General features: G+C 66.4%; 18 protein-coding genes. 7 read left to right on the top strand and 11 right to left on the bottom strand.

Going from position 1 to position 15,277, the window contains the following annotated elements:
* The first annotated feature begins 83 nt into the window (after positions 1-83).
* Together ACLD7X_RS08605 and ACLD7X_RS08600 are read left to right on the top strand one after the other, a co-directional pair.
* Positions 84-1,139 (top strand): hypothetical protein, encoded by a 1,056-nt coding sequence (locus tag ACLD7X_RS08605; RefSeq protein WP_411423148.1) that lies wholly within the window; start codon positions 84-86, stop codon positions 1,137-1,139.
* 861 nt (positions 1,140-2,000) lie between these two features.
* A complete protein-coding gene (locus ACLD7X_RS08600) occupies positions 2,001-3,395 on the top strand; it encodes a hypothetical protein (protein WP_411423147.1) in 1,395 nt (464 codons plus the stop codon).
* A 200-nt stretch (positions 3,396-3,595) separates the two neighbouring features.
* Here the strand turns inward: ACLD7X_RS08600 and ACLD7X_RS08595 are convergent, their stop codons facing one another.
* The 8 genes from ACLD7X_RS08595 to ACLD7X_RS08560 all read right to left on the bottom strand — a co-directional run bounded on the left by ACLD7X_RS08595 (position 3,596) and on the right by ACLD7X_RS08560 (position 6,135).
* Entirely contained in the window at positions 3,596-3,991 is a 396-nt protein-coding gene (locus ACLD7X_RS08595) for a hypothetical protein (RefSeq protein ID WP_411423146.1), read from the bottom strand.
* A 67-nt stretch (positions 3,992-4,058) separates the two neighbouring features.
* Entirely contained in the window at positions 4,059-4,421 is a 363-nt protein-coding gene (locus ACLD7X_RS08590) for a hypothetical protein (protein ID WP_412006993.1), read from the bottom strand.
* Entirely contained in the window at positions 4,421-4,555 is a 135-nt protein-coding gene (locus ACLD7X_RS08585; RefSeq protein WP_412006992.1) for a hypothetical protein, read from the bottom strand. The genes ACLD7X_RS08590 and ACLD7X_RS08585 overlap by 1 nt, the downstream gene beginning before the upstream one ends.
* 4 nt (positions 4,556-4,559) lie before the next feature.
* Positions 4,560-4,910, bottom strand: coding sequence for a hypothetical protein (locus ACLD7X_RS08580; protein WP_411423143.1), 351 nt, complete (start codon positions 4,908-4,910; stop codon positions 4,560-4,562).
* Positions 4,907-5,266, bottom strand: coding sequence for a hypothetical protein (locus ACLD7X_RS08575; RefSeq protein WP_412006991.1), 360 nt, complete (start codon positions 5,264-5,266; stop codon positions 4,907-4,909). The genes ACLD7X_RS08580 and ACLD7X_RS08575 overlap by 4 nt, the downstream gene beginning before the upstream one ends.
* Positions 5,266-5,682: a hypothetical protein gene (locus ACLD7X_RS08570; RefSeq protein WP_412006990.1), complete on the bottom strand. Its 417-nt coding sequence runs from the start codon at positions 5,680-5,682 to the stop codon at positions 5,266-5,268. The genes ACLD7X_RS08575 and ACLD7X_RS08570 overlap by 1 nt, the downstream gene beginning before the upstream one ends.
* A gap of 43 nt (positions 5,683-5,725) precedes the next feature.
* Positions 5,726-5,980 (bottom strand): hypothetical protein, encoded by a 255-nt coding sequence (locus ACLD7X_RS08565; RefSeq protein WP_411423140.1) that lies wholly within the window; start codon positions 5,978-5,980, stop codon positions 5,726-5,728.
* Positions 5,977-6,135 carry a hypothetical protein gene (locus ACLD7X_RS08560; RefSeq protein ID WP_411423139.1) on the bottom strand — a complete coding sequence of 53 codons (159 nt, stop codon included), beginning with the start codon at positions 6,133-6,135 and terminating at the stop codon, positions 5,977-5,979. Before ACLD7X_RS08560 ends, ACLD7X_RS08565 begins: the two co-directional genes overlap by 4 nt.
* Positions 6,136-6,178: 43 nt before the next feature.
* Between ACLD7X_RS08560 and ACLD7X_RS08555 the strand changes: the two genes are divergently transcribed.
* Both ACLD7X_RS08555 and ACLD7X_RS08550 read left to right on the top strand, forming a co-directional pair.
* Positions 6,179-6,751 (top strand): hypothetical protein, encoded by a 573-nt coding sequence (locus ACLD7X_RS08555; protein WP_411423138.1) that lies wholly within the window; start codon positions 6,179-6,181, stop codon positions 6,749-6,751.
* Positions 6,751-6,924: a hypothetical protein gene (locus ACLD7X_RS08550; protein WP_411423137.1), complete on the top strand. Its 174-nt coding sequence runs from the start codon at positions 6,751-6,753 to the stop codon at positions 6,922-6,924. Before ACLD7X_RS08555 ends, ACLD7X_RS08550 begins: the two co-directional genes overlap by 1 nt.
* A gap of 581 nt (positions 6,925-7,505) precedes the next feature.
* Here ACLD7X_RS08550 and ACLD7X_RS08545 read toward each other — a convergent pair.
* Positions 7,506-8,291: a tyrosine-type recombinase/integrase gene (locus tag ACLD7X_RS08545; RefSeq protein WP_425625135.1), complete on the bottom strand. Its 786-nt coding sequence runs from the start codon at positions 8,289-8,291 to the stop codon at positions 7,506-7,508.
* A gap of 619 nt (positions 8,292-8,910) precedes the next feature.
* Between ACLD7X_RS08545 and ACLD7X_RS08540 the strand changes: the two genes are divergently transcribed.
* Positions 8,911-10,089 carry a THUMP domain-containing class I SAM-dependent RNA methyltransferase gene (locus ACLD7X_RS08540; protein WP_411423135.1) on the top strand — a complete coding sequence of 393 codons (1,179 nt, stop codon included), beginning with the start codon at positions 8,911-8,913 and terminating at the stop codon, positions 10,087-10,089.
* Positions 10,090-10,095: 6 nt separating this feature from the next.
* Here the strand turns inward: ACLD7X_RS08540 and ACLD7X_RS08535 are convergent, their stop codons facing one another.
* Both ACLD7X_RS08535 and ACLD7X_RS08530 read right to left on the bottom strand, forming a co-directional pair.
* Positions 10,096-10,488 carry a phage holin family protein gene (locus ACLD7X_RS08535; protein ID WP_411423134.1) on the bottom strand — a complete coding sequence of 131 codons (393 nt, stop codon included), beginning with the start codon at positions 10,486-10,488 and terminating at the stop codon, positions 10,096-10,098.
* On the bottom strand, positions 10,485-10,931 hold the full coding sequence (locus tag ACLD7X_RS08530) for a glycine zipper domain-containing protein (protein ID WP_411423133.1): 447 nt from the start codon (positions 10,929-10,931) through the stop codon (positions 10,485-10,487). Before ACLD7X_RS08530 ends, ACLD7X_RS08535 begins: the two co-directional genes overlap by 4 nt.
* A 98-nt stretch (positions 10,932-11,029) precedes the next feature.
* On the opposite strand from ACLD7X_RS08530, the gene smc reads away from it, so the two are divergent.
* Together smc and ACLD7X_RS08520 are read left to right on the top strand one after the other, a co-directional pair.
* Complete coding sequence (gene smc, locus ACLD7X_RS08525; RefSeq protein WP_411423132.1) at positions 11,030-14,668, top strand: chromosome segregation protein SMC; 3,639 nt, start codon at positions 11,030-11,032, stop codon at positions 14,666-14,668.
* Positions 14,669-14,693: 25 nt separating this feature from the next.
* A partial coding sequence (locus tag ACLD7X_RS08520) for a PRC-barrel domain-containing protein (RefSeq protein WP_411423131.1) occupies positions 14,694-15,277 on the top strand: 584 nt, incomplete at its 3' end.

Genomic DNA, 15,277 nt, shown 5'->3' with positions numbered 1-15,277 from the left:
AAGGGCGCATCCGGCTGAAGGTGCGTGGTCAGGGTGTACCAAGCCAATCGGCTGCACTGCCGTTTGACTGGGCTCCAGATCAGGTGGCTGATGCCCTTCTGCTGGTCAACCGCACCTACGTGGCATGGAAGCTGGGCGAAGTCACCCTGCAAGCTGCCCTACGCGAGGCGTTGGGTGCCAGTGACAAGCAATCTCACCGTGTTCTAAAGAGCTGGCCGGGAATCGTGGATTCGTTCCGCGAGTCTCTCCAGCAAGGCCGGAACCAGATCCTCACCAAGACATGGAAGGCCAACTACGAGCCCTATCTTCTTGAGGCTCTGAGGCTGCTAAGGCAACCTGCACCTCCAGCCGACGGCTACGAGCTTCTGAAGCGGACGCTGGAGCGGTGGAAAGCAAAGCCCGCTAGCAGGTTCGCCTGCTGCCTGGCATTGAGGAACTGGCTGGATCATGCCGTTGCACGCCACGGGATGCCACCCAGTTGGCGGATCGACCAAACCACAATTCAGGAGCTGCGCGGGCGCCCGCCGGAGAAGCGGACCAAAGCCACGCTCACCGACGTCGAGCTGTTGGATCTGATCGCAGCGATCGAGGCTAGGAATCCACGATGGGCGAACGTGCTGCGGTTGTTGACGCAATACGGCTTACGTCCGTGTGAGCTGCAGTGCCTCACGCCTCGATACAGCGACAACGGAGAGGTGGGTCTGTGGTGCTCCTACCGCAAGGTGTCCGGTCCAAACAAAACGGAACCGCGATGGCTGCAGCCTCTGCCTCTCGAGAACGCGAACGGGGGACTGGTGGCTTGGGAGCTGGCCGAAGCGATGGACGTAGGGCGGCTGCCGCTGCCCGTGGGCCAGGACGGGTTGGAGCGAAAGCTTGATGGCCACTTCGTGCAGCAATTTCTGGTGCGCCAGCCGGAGTGGAAGGCTCTGCAGCAGAAATACAGCAGGAAGGGCTTGTGGCTACGGGCATACAGCTTCCGTGATACCTACAGCGTGCGGGCGCACCGTATGAGTGTCGAAACAGCACAGATTTGCAGGGCTATGGGTCATGGACTACAAGCTCATAGCAGGGCGTATGAAACCGCCACGGACAGGACTACAGCCGCAGCCTTCTCCGCTTTGAAGCGAAGAAAGCATTGATCGAGAGCTTGCGGAAGCCGTGGGAGTGGTTAGAGTATTTTCGTTGACCCGATCAGCAACTTCGGTCGCCCCGGCGCAACACCCAAGCCATTCAACCTTCAGTTTGGAGCTAGCTGCCAAGCCAGAACGCAAGCCTGTCCCACTTAATGCACCTATTCCGGGCATGGAGACTGACCGGCTTCCCCGTGGGGTAGTCCGCTCCGCATGGCCAGGTTTCATTCGCCGCCTCACTCGCAACGGGCTTGTCCCAATTGACGAGCACTTCAGCTACGGCGGCAGCGATGCTCTCAAGTGGCAGAAACTGCTGAAAGCAGCTCGGCGCTGGCAAGACGCTCTGCTCCAAACGGAGGACAGACATGGCTTCCCTCGCGCTTAGCAGGCGCGATCCCAGTTATGAAACCCAGTTGGGTTGGTACCACCGCCATGGCTGAGCGCCTTGGGGTGCATCCTCAAACGCTGCTCAAGCTACGTCGATCTGCGCGATCACCCTTTCAGCAAGGGCGTGACTACCGCTTCGCCGGTCTTTCTACCGGGAAATTGCAGTGGCACCCCGAGGCTACAGAAGCCAGTTTCACTGAGATGCACCATGTCCCCGCGAGCGAGGTAGAAACCTTCTCGAAGGGAATGGCAGTCGCCCGCTGAAAACGGAGGCCACCGTGATTCAGCATGATCATGCTACCGGCTCCCAGGCCGGCGTAGGAGAGCTTGGGAAGACTTCTGCTGAGATTGTATTGCCTTCAGACCTCGCCTCAACCGAGCGACAAGCTCTTGCAGAAGCAGCATTGCTGTTCGCCCTAGTGGAAGTTGCAAGATCCAATGGCTTCAGCCTGCGCCAACAGGTCGCGATCTGGAGGCCATTTCATGACTAAGGAACGTGATGCCTGGGAGAGGTTAATTACTCTCAGAGTATTAGCCCCAGACAGTCTCTTCAGCCCATCGAGAGCCCAGGATGGCTGGTACAGCACCACGCTCAAAGCCGAGCTGAAGCGGCTTGATGCTCCCAGGCGTAAACAGTCGCAAGAGGCATTCCCGAAAGCCGTAACAGCACAGGGCCAGGAGCAGAAAGCAACTACGGCAGAGCTGATTCAGGCTGCCGTCGAAGGTCTCATGGCCGCCACGCTGGCAGACGATCACAACCAGATTGATGCCTTCTACGCCTCCCTGTACCGCCTAGGCGTAGCTCGTGACCGTGCCCAGGAGCGGGTTCTTTTCCACTGGGCCGAGCTGCACGGTTACCAGCTCTCCACCGGCGGCTCCTACAAGGCAGTGCGCGGGCGGGTGTTCGGCAAAGCCAAGGAAGGCACCGGTCTCCGGCAGCAGCTCCCAGGCTTCGGCCTTGACCGTGATCTGCACCTGCTGGTTTCTGATGGCGCTGGAGGGAAGACCACTGCTTTGGCAGAGCTGGCAGTGGTCTACAGCGCACGAGATCGTGGTTTCCTCGACCACGAAGCACCCCGCACCGATCCTGCCAACGATCCACGTAACACCGCCCTTGTGATCGCCTCCGATGGCGAAGCCACGGCCTACAGCATGTGGGGGAGCTACCTCGAAGACCTACAAGCCGAGGAACGCGGCGCTGACGTGGAGATCTGGGCCCAAAACGAAGAAACCGGGGAACGGGCTTGGAATGTCAGCCTTCCGAACCTCGATCGGCTGGCAAAGCGCCTGGCCCAAGGTGATGTGTGTGTGGTGATGATCGACACCGCCAACGCTGTGCTGCGCGGCGCCGGCATCAACGTTGGCGTAGGCCCCATCGAGACCTACCTACGGTTGCTGAAGCAGGTCGTATGTCGATACTGCGCGCTTTGGGTCGCACACCACACCACCCGCGCGGGCACGGCTGATCTGAAGGGAATCGGCGGCCATCCAGCCTTCCAAGAGGTGCCCAGCGTGATCCACATGATCGAAGCCAGGCAGCAGGCTGACGGCACCAAGCTGCGCCTGTGGCATGTGCTGAAGCTGCGAGGTGCGGACTACAGGCGGTTCGCCTACTTGCTGCGCGGCGGTCGCCTGTGTGTGACCGAGGGGCATCTGTTCCAGAACTGCACCGACCAGGTGCTGGTGGCGCTGCACACACAACTGCTGGTCAAGGCCAGCACAGCGCCAGGTGAGCTGATCCGCGTGACGGGGAGGCCTCAGCAGTCGGTCTACAACGCACTAAACCAGCTCCGCGGCGAGAAGGTCATCCGGCGGCATGGCCACGGCTACCGGCTCACCACATCGGGCCAAGCATTGATGGAGAGCCTGCGCGTCTGAGCCCCCCTACCTGCACACCCACACTTCGGTAGACAAAGCGCCCAGAACCATTGGGGCCAAGCGGTTCTAACCACTTGATTTACCGATGGACCCAAAGAGATGGAGAGAGGGGGGGGGGCAGTCGTAACAGGCCTTATGCCCAGAGAGGCCACGCTAGAAATCAAGCGCATATCAATCGTGAGCCAGGCAGAACCTGATTGCTATCTCTCCTCAACGTATCCTCGCATCAGCCACTTATTGCGCACAATACTTGGCGCAGCGATTGCATAGGCTATCCATACTATCCAGCCCAGAAAGATCAACCACAATAATAGGCCCAATAGCAAGTTGGCAAGGGCATGGCCTACTTCGCCAATACACAAGAAAAAAATAGGCCCGAAGAAGAATGCACCAGCAACAATTGCAAAGTTGCTTGGATACACCTTATGATTATTCTGCGGGTTTCTAAAATAACGGACTCCAGGGGAAGCTCTCTTTGCTAATTGATTGCTCGGCGGTGGTACTAAATCTGCCTGGCCTGCGGGCTTGTCATCGGCGGGTTCACCAGGAACAGTACCCTCTGGCGGGAGTGGTGGCGGTGGCGGTGGCGTTTTCATGCCCGGATTATGCCTCTAGCGTCAGTTGCGAGCAATAAACCTCTTTCAAGTCTGGTTGTGGTACTGCTTACCGCCGACCGTACTGATTGGGTGGAGCTGGCCGGCCCGGGTGGTTGATGCCGAGGCCCAAGAGATCGTCAAGCTGGCGGATGCAGCCCACCACCCACGCCGCCTGGCCGGCCTTAAGGGCTGCCTGAGTGGCCTGCTGCAACGACACCACCGCCTGAGCCAGCAGGGCCTCACGATCGCCCACGGCGTTCACCTCCTCAACGAGCTGGAGGTAAGCGGCCCGCACATCACGCTGGGCCTGGCGCCGCTTGATCCCCCACCGTTGCGTCAGATCCGTCACGACGTGCGGAATGGCGCGACCCTGCACCAGCTCGGCAAAGGCCCAGTCAACGCGCTGCCTGGCTCGGGCCTTTGTGGGCATCAGATGCCGGCCTCCGTCCATGCGCGTTCAACGGCGATCAGCACGGCGAGGCGCTGGTCTGCGGTGAGTTCCGACGTGGTGGCGATGGCCTCGCGCACCCGGCGCTGGAGGTCGATCAGGGTTGATGAGGGCATGGTTTCAAGCATCGTCAACACCGTCGAGGTAGACGGGCACACCAGCGGGGAAGGTTTCGTCCCACAGCGGATCTTTGGCGCCTTCCCATCGTCGGCCTTCAGCGATGGCGGCGGCCTTCAGGCTGTCCCATGCGGCCCAGTAGTGCGGGTTGAGTTCTCGCCTCCAGCGGTGGCCAAACTCTCTGTATCTGGCGATCTGCTCGGCGCTGGCCTTGGGGCTGTCCTGCTTGGCGAAACCGAGCAAGCCGCCACCGCTGCCGATGCCGAGCTTCTCCTCCCATGCCCTGACCGCCGGGCGATAGAAGTCCCAGCGGGCATCAGGCGGCGGGTTGAAGATGCGGCCGCGATGGTTCATGGCAGCTCGGACGGAAGATCAGTTACCGCTGCCGCGAGCTGATCAGCTTCGGCCTCGATTGCTTCGATCCGTTCGATCACCGCCGCGTGGGATTGACGGATCTGGCCGGCCTCCTTGCGCAGCTTTTGGATGTGGTCCTCAACCTGGGGCCGGTAGCAGGGGCGGTTGGCCCGGCTGGCGAGCCAGGCCAGGGCCGCCGCCTTCGCCTCCGGGCAGTTGGCGGTGCCGTGCTCGTGGCAAATGTCCCACCCCGCGCCGTGATCAGCGCGATCGACGCTCAGCCAGCCAAGAACCGGATGCCGTGGGGCGACTCGTGGATTCATGTATCGCCCGATGTTGTAAGAACCGATGCCCATCAGACCCAGCTCCCGGTGAACGGATCACGGCGGCCATGGGTGTGGAGCCGGCTCATGGCGTTCTGGTGGGCAAGCCGGGCTTTGCGCATGGCCTCGGTCTTGGCGCGGAGGTTGTCATGCCGAGCGGCGATGGCAGCCTGCTGCTCCCGCTTCTGGAGGTGCTCCTCAACGGCGAGGCCGAACTCCTGTTCCTTGCCGGCAGCACGGGCCAGGGCGAGGCCGAGGGCTTCATCCTTGGCCACCAGTTCCAGGACAACGGCACGGGCGGCGAGGGTGGAGTCCGCGAAGGGATTCGGCGGTGTGTAGGCCCCGTGGCGGGCCTTCTGGAGCCACTGATTCACGAGGGGCGAATGAAGATCAGCGAGGCGTTGTTTCACCTGCTGAGCCACCCGACGCTCCTCGGATGCTTCGGCCATGGTCTTGGCCATCAAGGCTGGGTCGTACTGAGAAGGCATGGCGTTACAGGTATGCGACGACGGCGCCGGAAGTGAGCTTCACGGCGGTGAACAGGCCGGAGATCTCCACGCCAGCGGCAACGGAAACACCGCCGAGGCCGAAGACAGCGGACACCGTGGCGGCGTCGAAAACGGTGGCCTGGAGGGTTGCAACCTTCCGCCAGCGTCCGGTGTGGAGGGCGGTGTCAGCGATGACAGTGCCGCCCGACTCCCAGAGCCTTTCGGCCATGGCGGCCATGGCAGCGGGCGCGGGGCTCATTGGCGCACCTCAGCGATGGGCACGTCGATGGCCTCGAAGTCCTCGCGGTTGAGGTGGGCGAGGTCGGCATCCGCCAAGGCCCGATCGACGCGGCGGGATTGAGCGGATGCGAGCGGATCATCTGACCCGACACGGGTGACGAGGTGCTCCGGCATGTGCGGGGGGCAACGTTACAGATAGATTGCCCCGCCGATGTTTATGACATTCACCGCATCCCGCTGTGCAACATCACTGCTGGCGGAGATTCCATCAGCACCCCTGGAGGTTGCGTCCCAGTTCTGCGGCCACCCGACTGATTCGCGCCGCTGCTGGGTTCAGGTGACGGGGAAGGATGACGGGCTCGAATTGCTGGCCCTGGGCAAGGGCACGGCCTGCCGGATCACCTGCCCAGGGTCTGCCCCAGAGCCGCTGATGGTGCCGGCGGCAGCCGTGAGGGCGTTGTTCAAGGCGGCCACGCCGGACCGGTGCCCGTGGGTGGGCGTCCATGGCGGCCCAGATGCACCGGGCATCACCCTGCGGGCATTGGGAACCACCACCGGCAAGCGGGCCGAGGGGCCACGTTGCGGCGAAGCTGGCTGGCTGCAGTGGCCGCTCCTGCCGAATCAGCCGCACCTGGGCCAAACCGTGGTCACCGCAGCCGGATTGAACCGGGCGCTGCGGGCACTGGAGGGCGGGCGGACCATGGCGCTGACGCTGTTGCCCCAGGGTCTGCTGCTGACGGCTGACGCTGGTGAATGGCGCGGAGAGGTGCTGATCGTCGGCCCCGCCTGATGGAGCTGATCTCCGCTGTTTTTTGCGTGTGGCGGCTGAGGCTGAGCTTCGGTGTGGAGTGGGTGGCCCCAGATGTTGATGAGCCCCCAGAACGGCGGCCCGTGACCCTGCACCTGGAGCCGGTCGAGGAGCCCGGCCTGGAGGATGACCCCGACGGCCTGGGGTTCCGGTAGGGCTGCAACCTATGGGCGTCACCGATCAGAAGTGCCCCCGGCGGGTGGAGTCAAAGGGGGCGCTTTTCTTTGCGATAAGTCTGGTTCGGACCGTCGCCCCCCGTGGCATGGAGTGCCTGATCAGGAGCCCCCGACGTGTCGCAGCCCATAGCTAACTAGTTGCCGGCTCCCCGCACATTGACCCTGTAGCAATAGAGTGCCATCTGATAATCATACCCGTACTGCTGAATGCAATAGTTGCGGAGTCTGGGATTTGTCGCGTGGCGAGTAAACGTCTGGTAGGCAGCGGACTGTCCCTGTATGCATGAAGGGACGAGAATCGGCATGCCAGGATTTTGCATCTTGCAGATTTCCGCCCATTGCTGCGTGAGTCCTTGTGGCGCAGCATCTGCGATTCCAGCCAGGCACGAGCATGCTATTGAAAGGCGAATCAGAGACGCAGGGACCCCGCGCAATTTAGTAGCCAGTCCCATGTTCAATGGATAATGCTTCCCTAATCTTGCATTGCTCTAGTTAGACATTGGCCCGGATGACACATAATTCTTATCAAGACTGAAGGGGCCTATGACTGGGATCGCTATTTATCCGAGCCTCAGCGAGGAACTGTCGGCAGGGTTGCTGGCGACGTAGTGGGCGGTGGTGGCGGTGCTGCTGTGCCCCAGGGTGGCGCTGAGCACGAAAACATCACACCCGGCACGGATGGCCGAGGTGGCATGGCTGTGGCGCAGACGGTGAGGGTGGAGGTGGACCCCGGCCTTCTTGCCCCAGCGGCTGAACCGGTCCGCGATGGCCTGCCGGCTGAGCGGTGCCGTGCCCGCTGGATTCGGGAACAGCCAGGCGTCGGCATCACCACGGCCCAGGCTCTCGAGCAGCGCCAGGGTTTCGGTGCTCACCCGGATGGTGCGGGCCTTCCCTCCCTTGCCGTTGCGGATGCTCACGAGGCCGCCACCTTCGACCGGTTCCACATCACCCCAGCGCAGGGACCGCAGCTCGGACACCCGGACGCCGAGCAGGAAACTGCCCCGGAGCATCACCAGATCACGGCGGGCGGTGCGATCACCGGCAGCAGCAGCGGCGGCCACAGTGCCGGTGACGGCGGCCAGCTCCGGTTCAGTCAGTGCCCGCGCCACCTTCGGCGCGTGGAGCAGCGCACGCCTGGGCCAGACGTTGCGGGCGATGCCGGTGACGCCGGAGCGGTTCGGTTCCGATGCCCACCTCCACAATGCGGACCATGCCGAGAGCCGGCGATTGAACGACCGTGGCGCCAGGGTGCCGGCCTCCACCAGATCGCGGAGATCAGCGACCGCATCTTCAGCACGGGAAGGGTCGAGCATCCGCAGCGGCGTCCCGGGGCAGTTCAATGCCATCCATGCGGCCAGGTGGCCCAGCTCCCTGTCGTAGGCGCGGTGGGTCTCCGGACTGCCGGTGCGACTGCATTGGCAAAGGAACCTTGATGTCAGTTCTGCGTCAGACCAGAGAAGGTTCCCTGCTGCCTGGGCGTCATAGAGACGACTGACGAAAGCCAGTGCTTGCTCACGGTCCATGCCGCTGAAGAGGCCAAGGCGGCGGTCAGCAGGGAGCGGAGAGGCGAGAATTTTGTCCGCGCATTTGTCCGCCGGGCAATCCTGTCTTGCGAAGGTCTTGCTGAGACTTGTTGCGGCGGAGGCATTGAAGGGGGGCTTCCACCCCCATGCGGTCATTTGGGTGATAAGGCTGACCTCACCCCATCTCCCTTAGAGATGTCAGGCAGCCACAGGGGCGGCTTGACGGGAGAAACGAACGATGTTGTTCGCTGTTACGGGTTTGCTCTTACCGAGCAGGCTTCAGTCACTCTCCTCATGCCCCGTCGAAACCATTGCAGCCCCGTGAGGGGGGGGAATGGAGCTGAGCGGAATCGAACCGCTGTCCGAAACACTGGTGTGAGCCACCTAGTCCGGCCGAAACCGGACTCGTGCATTGTGGCAGCAGCCAGGAGTCGACGCTGGGGTGGGCATCACCGAACCCGATGCAGGGGAGATCCGGGGGATCGCCGTGGTGCCGCCGGGCCTCGAAGCCCCGGCGGCCGAGGAGCTCCGCGCCCTGGGATGCGAGGCGGTGGCGGAGCTGCGGCGGGCCGTGCGCTTCCGCATCGACACCGCCGGCTTCTACCGCCTGCATCTCCAGGCCCGCCTGCCCTTCCGGCTGCTGCGGCAGCTGGCCGCCTTTCCCTGCCGCGGCCGGGACGAGCTCTATGCAGGGGTGCAGCAGGCAGCGGACTGGTCCCACTGGCTCCCCCCGGCCCGCAGCTTCCGCGTCGATGCGAGCGGCACGGCGCCGGGCCTCAACCACAGCCACTACAGCGCCCTGCAGGTCAAGAACGCACTGGTGGACCAGCAGCGCCGGCTGTGGGGGCAGCGCTCCTGCGTCGATCTCGACGATCCCGACCTCAGCCTCCATCTCCACCTCGGCGGCGGGATGGCCAGCCTCAGCCTCGATGGCTCCGGCGGCAGCCTGCACCGCCGCGGCTACCGCGCCGCCATGGGCCTGGCCCCCCTCAAGGAGAACCTGGCGGCCGGTCTGATCGCCCTCACCGGCTGGAACGGCACGGTGCCCCTCGCGGATCCCCTCTGCGGCAGTGGCACCCTGCTGATCGAGGCCGCGAGGCTGGTTCTGGGCCGGGCCCCGGCCCTCGGTCCCGACGGAGTCCGCCGCTTCGCCCTGGAGCGCTGGCCGGATTTCGATCCGCAGCTGTGGGATCAGGAGGTGCGGACCGCCGCGGCCCTGGCGCGCTCCACCCTGGCCGATGGGCAGCCGCTGGCACCCATGGTGGGCATGGAGCAGGACCCCGCCGTGCTGGAGCAGGCCCGCAGCAATGCGACGGACGCGGGGGTGGCGCCCTGGCTCGACCTCCGCCTGGGTGACTTCCGCGACTTCCAGCCCCCCGCGCAGCCGGGCGTGCTGGTGTGCAATCCGCCCTACGGCGAGCGGATCGGCGAGACCGCGGAGCTGGAGAACCTCTATGCCGACCTGGGCCGGATGGTCAAGGAGCGCTGCAGCGGCTGGAGCCTGTGGCTGCTGAGCGGCAACCCAGCCCTGACCGGCGCCCTGCGGATGAAGGCCAGCCGCCGGATCCCGGTGAGCAATGGCGGCATCGACTGCCGCTGGCTGCACTACACGATCCGCTGAAGCCGCTCAGCGACCCAGCAGGGCGCGGGTGGTCTTGGTGAGACCCGCGGTGGTCTGGGGCAGGTAGGGGCCCTTGAGCAGGCCGCCGCCGATGCGCAGGAACACCCCCGCCACCACCACGTTGAGCGTGGCCACCGCCAGGGCGCTGTGGATCCAGCTGAGGCTGAACGCTTCGTGCAGCCAGAACAGCAGGGCACCCTCCGCCGCGATCAGCGCCAGCAGCAGCATCGTGAGCCCGCCACTGAGCAGCAGGGCACCGCTGATCAGCCGCCGCTTCTCATGGTCGGCCTCCTGCAGCGCGATGCGCACGTGCAGGTCCATCACCGAAGTCATCAGGGCGCCGACCCGCCCCATCGCCTCGCGGGCCTTGCCGCCGCGCTCGCGTCGCTCCTCGCTCATGCCGAACGACGGCCGGACGACAGCAGCAGGCCCACGAGCACACCCACGCCGGCAGCGATGCCGAGCGCCATCAGGGGACGCTCCCGCACGGGCTTCTCGATGCGGGGCCGCAGGGTGGCGTTGAGATCATCGAGCACCCCCTCCAGCTGCTTCTCCAGGGGAGCCAGATGGTCCGCGATGCGGCTGGTCTGGGCCCCGGCCAGATCGACCAGCTCCACCAGCTGGTGCTTCACCAGGGTCACGGTGCGGCCGGTCTGGGAGGCGATCACCTCCGCCACCTCATCGAAGCTGCCCCGGGTGGCTTCGAGGGTCTGGCGGGCCACCTGGGGCCATTCGCGCTGGATGGTGGGGAGGAGGGTCTCGAAGCGCTCCCGGAAGGTCTCCTGATGGGCCTCCGCGGCCGGCGTCTCCTCGCGCGGCGTCTGGGGTGTCTCGTCGGTCATGGCGTGTCTCGCACTGACAGCTGATGGCTTCAACCTAGGGATGGGGTTGAGCAACGCAAACCCTCCGCTACATTTCAGCTGCTCGGCGGACGGGCCTGTTGGTTCACATCAATCAGGTCGGGCTCACCCACTTCAAGTCGTTCGGCGGAACGATCACCATCCCGCTCGAGGAAGGCTTCACGGTGGTGACCGGGCCCAATGGCTCCGGCAAGAGCAACATCCTCGATGCGGTGCTGTTCTGCCTGGGTCTGGCCAGCAGCCGTGGCATGCGCGCCGACCGCCTGCCGGATCTGATCAACAGCGCCATGCTCAAGGCGGGACGGGCCGCCGAGACCTCGGTGAGCGTGCGCTTCGACCTCAGCGACTGGGAACCCGACGAAGCCGAGACCGGGCTCGAGGCCCCCGAGGAAGGGCCCTGGATCCGGCCGGGCCAGACCAGCTGGACCGTGAGCCGCCGCCTACGGGTGGCTCCGGGGGGGACCTACGCCAGCAGCTTCAGCGCCGACGGACACCCGTGCAACCTGCAGCAGCTGCAGACCCAGCTGCGACGCCTGCGGGTGGACCCCGAAGGCAGCAACGTGGTGATGCAGGGAGATGTCACCCGCATCGTCTCGATGAGCGCCCGCGACCGGCGCGGCATCATCGACGAACTGGCCGGGGTGGCCCTCTTCGACAGCCGCATCGAGCAGACCCGCGGCAAGCTCGAGGATGTCCAGGACCGCCAGGAACGCTGCGCGATCGTGCAGCAGGAGCTGCTGGCCAGCCGCCAGAAGCTGGAACGCGACTGCGCCAAGGCCCGCACTTACCAGGCCCTGCGGCAACGGCTGCACGAGGGCCGGCTGCAGGAGCAGGTGCTGGCCTTCGAGGCCGCCCAGGCAGGCCTGGCGGCCCTGATCAGCCGCCAGCAGGCCCTCGGCCGCCAGCAGCACGATGAGCGGGAGGCCATCGCCGCCGCCGAGGTGGCCCTGCAGGGGGCCACCTCGGCGCTGGAGCAGCTGCAGGCCGAAGTGAAGGAACTGGGCGAGGACCAGTTGCTGGCCGTCCAGGCCGAACTGGCCGGCCTCGAGGCCAGCGGCCGGGAACTGGCCCGCCAGGCCGAGAAACACCAGCAGCAGGCGGAAGACCTCCAGCGCCAGCGCCAGGAACTCGCCCGCAGCCAGACGGAGCTGCGGCTGCAGACCCAGCAGCTGGAGGCCGCCAGCGACCAGGGCGAACTCGAGGCCGCCGAAGCGACCTGCCGTTCCGCCGAAGCCGCCGTGGAACTGTCCCGGCGCCGTTTGGGCGAGGTGGCCGGACGCTCGGGCAGCTGGCTGGAGGAACAGAAACAGCGCAGCCAGCAACGCCAGCAGCTCGGCGCCACCATCGGCCCCCTGGAAGCCCAGCGCCAGCAGCTCAGCGAGCGGCTGCGCCAGAACCAGGCCAGGCTGGCCGAGCTGACCGCCGAACATCAGCAGGAAAGCGCCAGCCAGGCCAGCGTCCAGCAGCAGCTCACCCAGGCGGATGGTGAGTGGCAGGAGCTGCAGACCACGACCCGCGACCACCAGCAGCGGGTCCAGGAGCTGGCCGAGGCGCTGGCGCTGCACCAGCGCACCCGCCAGCGCCTCGAGCAGGAGCAGACCCAGCTCGAACGGGAGATCGCCCGGCTCGACAGCCGTCGTGAGACCCTCCAGGAGAGCCGCGGCACCGGGGCCCTGCGCATGCTGCTGGAGGCCGGTCTCGAGGGCATCCACGGCCCGGTCGCCCAGCTGGGTGAGGTGGAGGACCGCCACCGCACGGCCCTGGAAGTGGCGGCAGGGGCGCGGCTGGCTCAGGTCGTGGTCGACGACGACCGGATCGCCGCCCGCGCCATCGAGCTGCTCAAGCAACGCCGGGCCGGACGCCTCACCTTCCTGCCCCTCAACAAGATCCGCGGAGGTGGAAGCGCGGGCTCCAGCGGCGGCGCCGCCCTGCAGCGGGGGCCGACGGCCGACGGCGGTGCGCTCGGCCGGGGGGATGGCCGCAGCCGGGATGGCCTGGTGGCGCGGGCCGTGGAGCTGGTGCGGCACGAACCCGTCTACGCCGAGGTGTTCCGCTACGTCTTCGGCGACACCCTGGTCTTTGTCGACCTGGCCAGCGCCCGCCGGGAGCTGGGCCGCTGCCGGGCCGTGACCCTCGATGGAGAGCTGCTCGAGAAGAGCGGGGCCATGACCGGGGGCAGCCTGCACCAGCGCGGCAGCCAGCTCAGCTTCGGCCGCAGCCAGGATGGTGACGAGGCCGAGCCGCTGCGCCGCCGGCTGCTGGAACTGGGAGAGAGCCTGGTGGCCTGCCAGCGGCGCGAGGCGGAGGTGGCGCGGCAGCTCGAGGAGCTGCGGCCCAGCCTGCAGCAGCTGCAGCACCGCCAGGCGGCGCTGGAAGCCGAACGGAGCAGCACCCAGCGCTCCCTGGCGCCCCAGCTGCAGCGCCAGCAGCAGCTGACCGCCCGCCTGGGCCAGCTGCAGGAGAGCCTGGCCCAGGACCAGCTCCAGCTCGAGGACCTCGACCGGCGGCTGGATCCTCTGCAGCGGGATCTGGCGGCCCTGCACCAGGCCGAAGCCGAGACGGAGGCCTCCGGCGATGCCGCCCGCTGGCAGGGGCTGCAGGCCGAGCTGGAGGCCGCCGACCGGGCGCTGGCCGAGGCCCGCCAGGGCCGTGACGCCCTGCTGGCCGCCCGGCGGGAACGGGCCCTGGCGGGAGAGCGGCTGCGCCACCAGCTCGAGGCCCTCGCCGCCGACGAACAGCGGCTGATCGCCGCCGTGAATGCCCTGGTCGCTGAGCGGGCCCAGTGGAAGGAACGCCAGCAGGCCGACCAGCAGCGCCGCAGCGCCCTGGAGAGTCAGCAGAGCGAACTGCAGACCCGCTTCGGCGAGCGCCGCCGGGCCCGCGATGCCGCCGAAGCCCAGCTGGCGGCCCAGCGCCAGGCCCTGCAGCAGCGCCAGTGGGAACTGCAGCGGCTCGGGGAGGAACTCCAGGCTCTGGCCGAGCAGCAGCGCAGCGGGCAGCTGCGGCTGGAGCAGCTCGAGCGGGACCTGCCCGATCCCCTGCCCGAGATCCCCCAGGAGGTGCGCGACAACGGCCTGGAGGTCCTGGAGGAGGAGCTGCGGCGTCTGCAGAGCCGGATGGAGGCCCTCGAACCGGTGAACATGCTGGCCCTCGAGGAGCTGGCCCAGCTCGAAGCCCGCCTCAGCGAGCTGGAGGAGCGCCTGGAGGTGCTCAGCAAGGAGCGCGAGGAACTGCTGCTGCGCATCGAGACGGTCGGCACCCTGCGCCAGGAGGCCTTCCTGGAGGCCTTCGCCGCCGTCGACGGCCACTTCCGCGAGATCTTCGCCGAGCTCTCCGACGGGGAGGGCCACCTGCAGCTGGAGAACCCCGAAGCTCCCCTGGACGGGGGCCTCACCCTGGTGGCCCACCCCAAGGGCAAGGCGGTCCGGCGCCTGGCCGCCATGAGCGGCGGAGAGAAGTCGCTCACGGCGCTCAGCTTCCTGTTCGCCCTGCAGCGCTTCCGGCCCTCGCCCTTCTACGCCCTCGACGAGGTGGACAGCTTCCTCGACGGGGTGAACGTGGAACGGCTGGCCGGCCTGATCGCCCGGCAGGCTTACCAGGCCCAGTTCATGGTGGTGAGCCACCGCCGGCCGATGATCGCCGCGGCCACGCGCACCATCGGCGTCACCCAGGCCCGCGGTGCCCACACCCAGGTGGTGGGCCTGCCGCCGGCGGCCTGACCGTGCGCTGGGTGAGAATGCGCCGATGACGACGACCCCGCCGCCCGGCAGCGACCCGGCCGCCACCCCCAGCGACCGCCTCTGGCTGCGCTCGGAGTTGATGGGTACCCAGGTGATCACCCGGGACACCGGCCGCCGCCTCGGCGTCGTGGGCGAAGTGGTGGTGGACATCGACCGGCGCGAGGTGATCGCCCTCGGGCTGCGGGACAACCCCTTCACCCGCTTCCTGCCGGGGCTGCCCCGCTGGATGCCCCTGGACCGGATCCGCCAGGTGGGGGACGTGATCCTGGTGGATTCGGCCGATTCCCTCGCCGAGGGGTTCACCCCCGAGCGCTACAGCAAGGTGATCAACTGCCAGGTGATCTCCGAGTCAGGAGAACAGCTGGGCAAGGTGCTGGGATTCAGCTTCGACATCGAGACGGGCGAACTCACCACCCTGGTGCTCGGTGCCCTGGGGGTGCCCCTGCTGGGGGAAGGGGTGCTCAGCACCTGGGAGCTGGCCGTGGAGGAGATCGTCAGCAGCGGGCCCGATCGGATCATCGTCTACGAGGGAGCCGAGGAGAAGCTCAAGCAGCTGGGCACCGGCCTGCTCGAGAAGCTCGGGATCGG

It is taken from the genome of Aphanothece microscopica RSMan92 (assembly GCF_046613545.2).
GTDB lineage: Bacteria > Cyanobacteriota > Cyanobacteriia > PCC-6307 > Cyanobiaceae > NIES-981.
The sequence above is the reverse complement of the archived record's forward strand: the minus strand, read 5'-3'. Positions and strand labels throughout refer to the sequence as shown.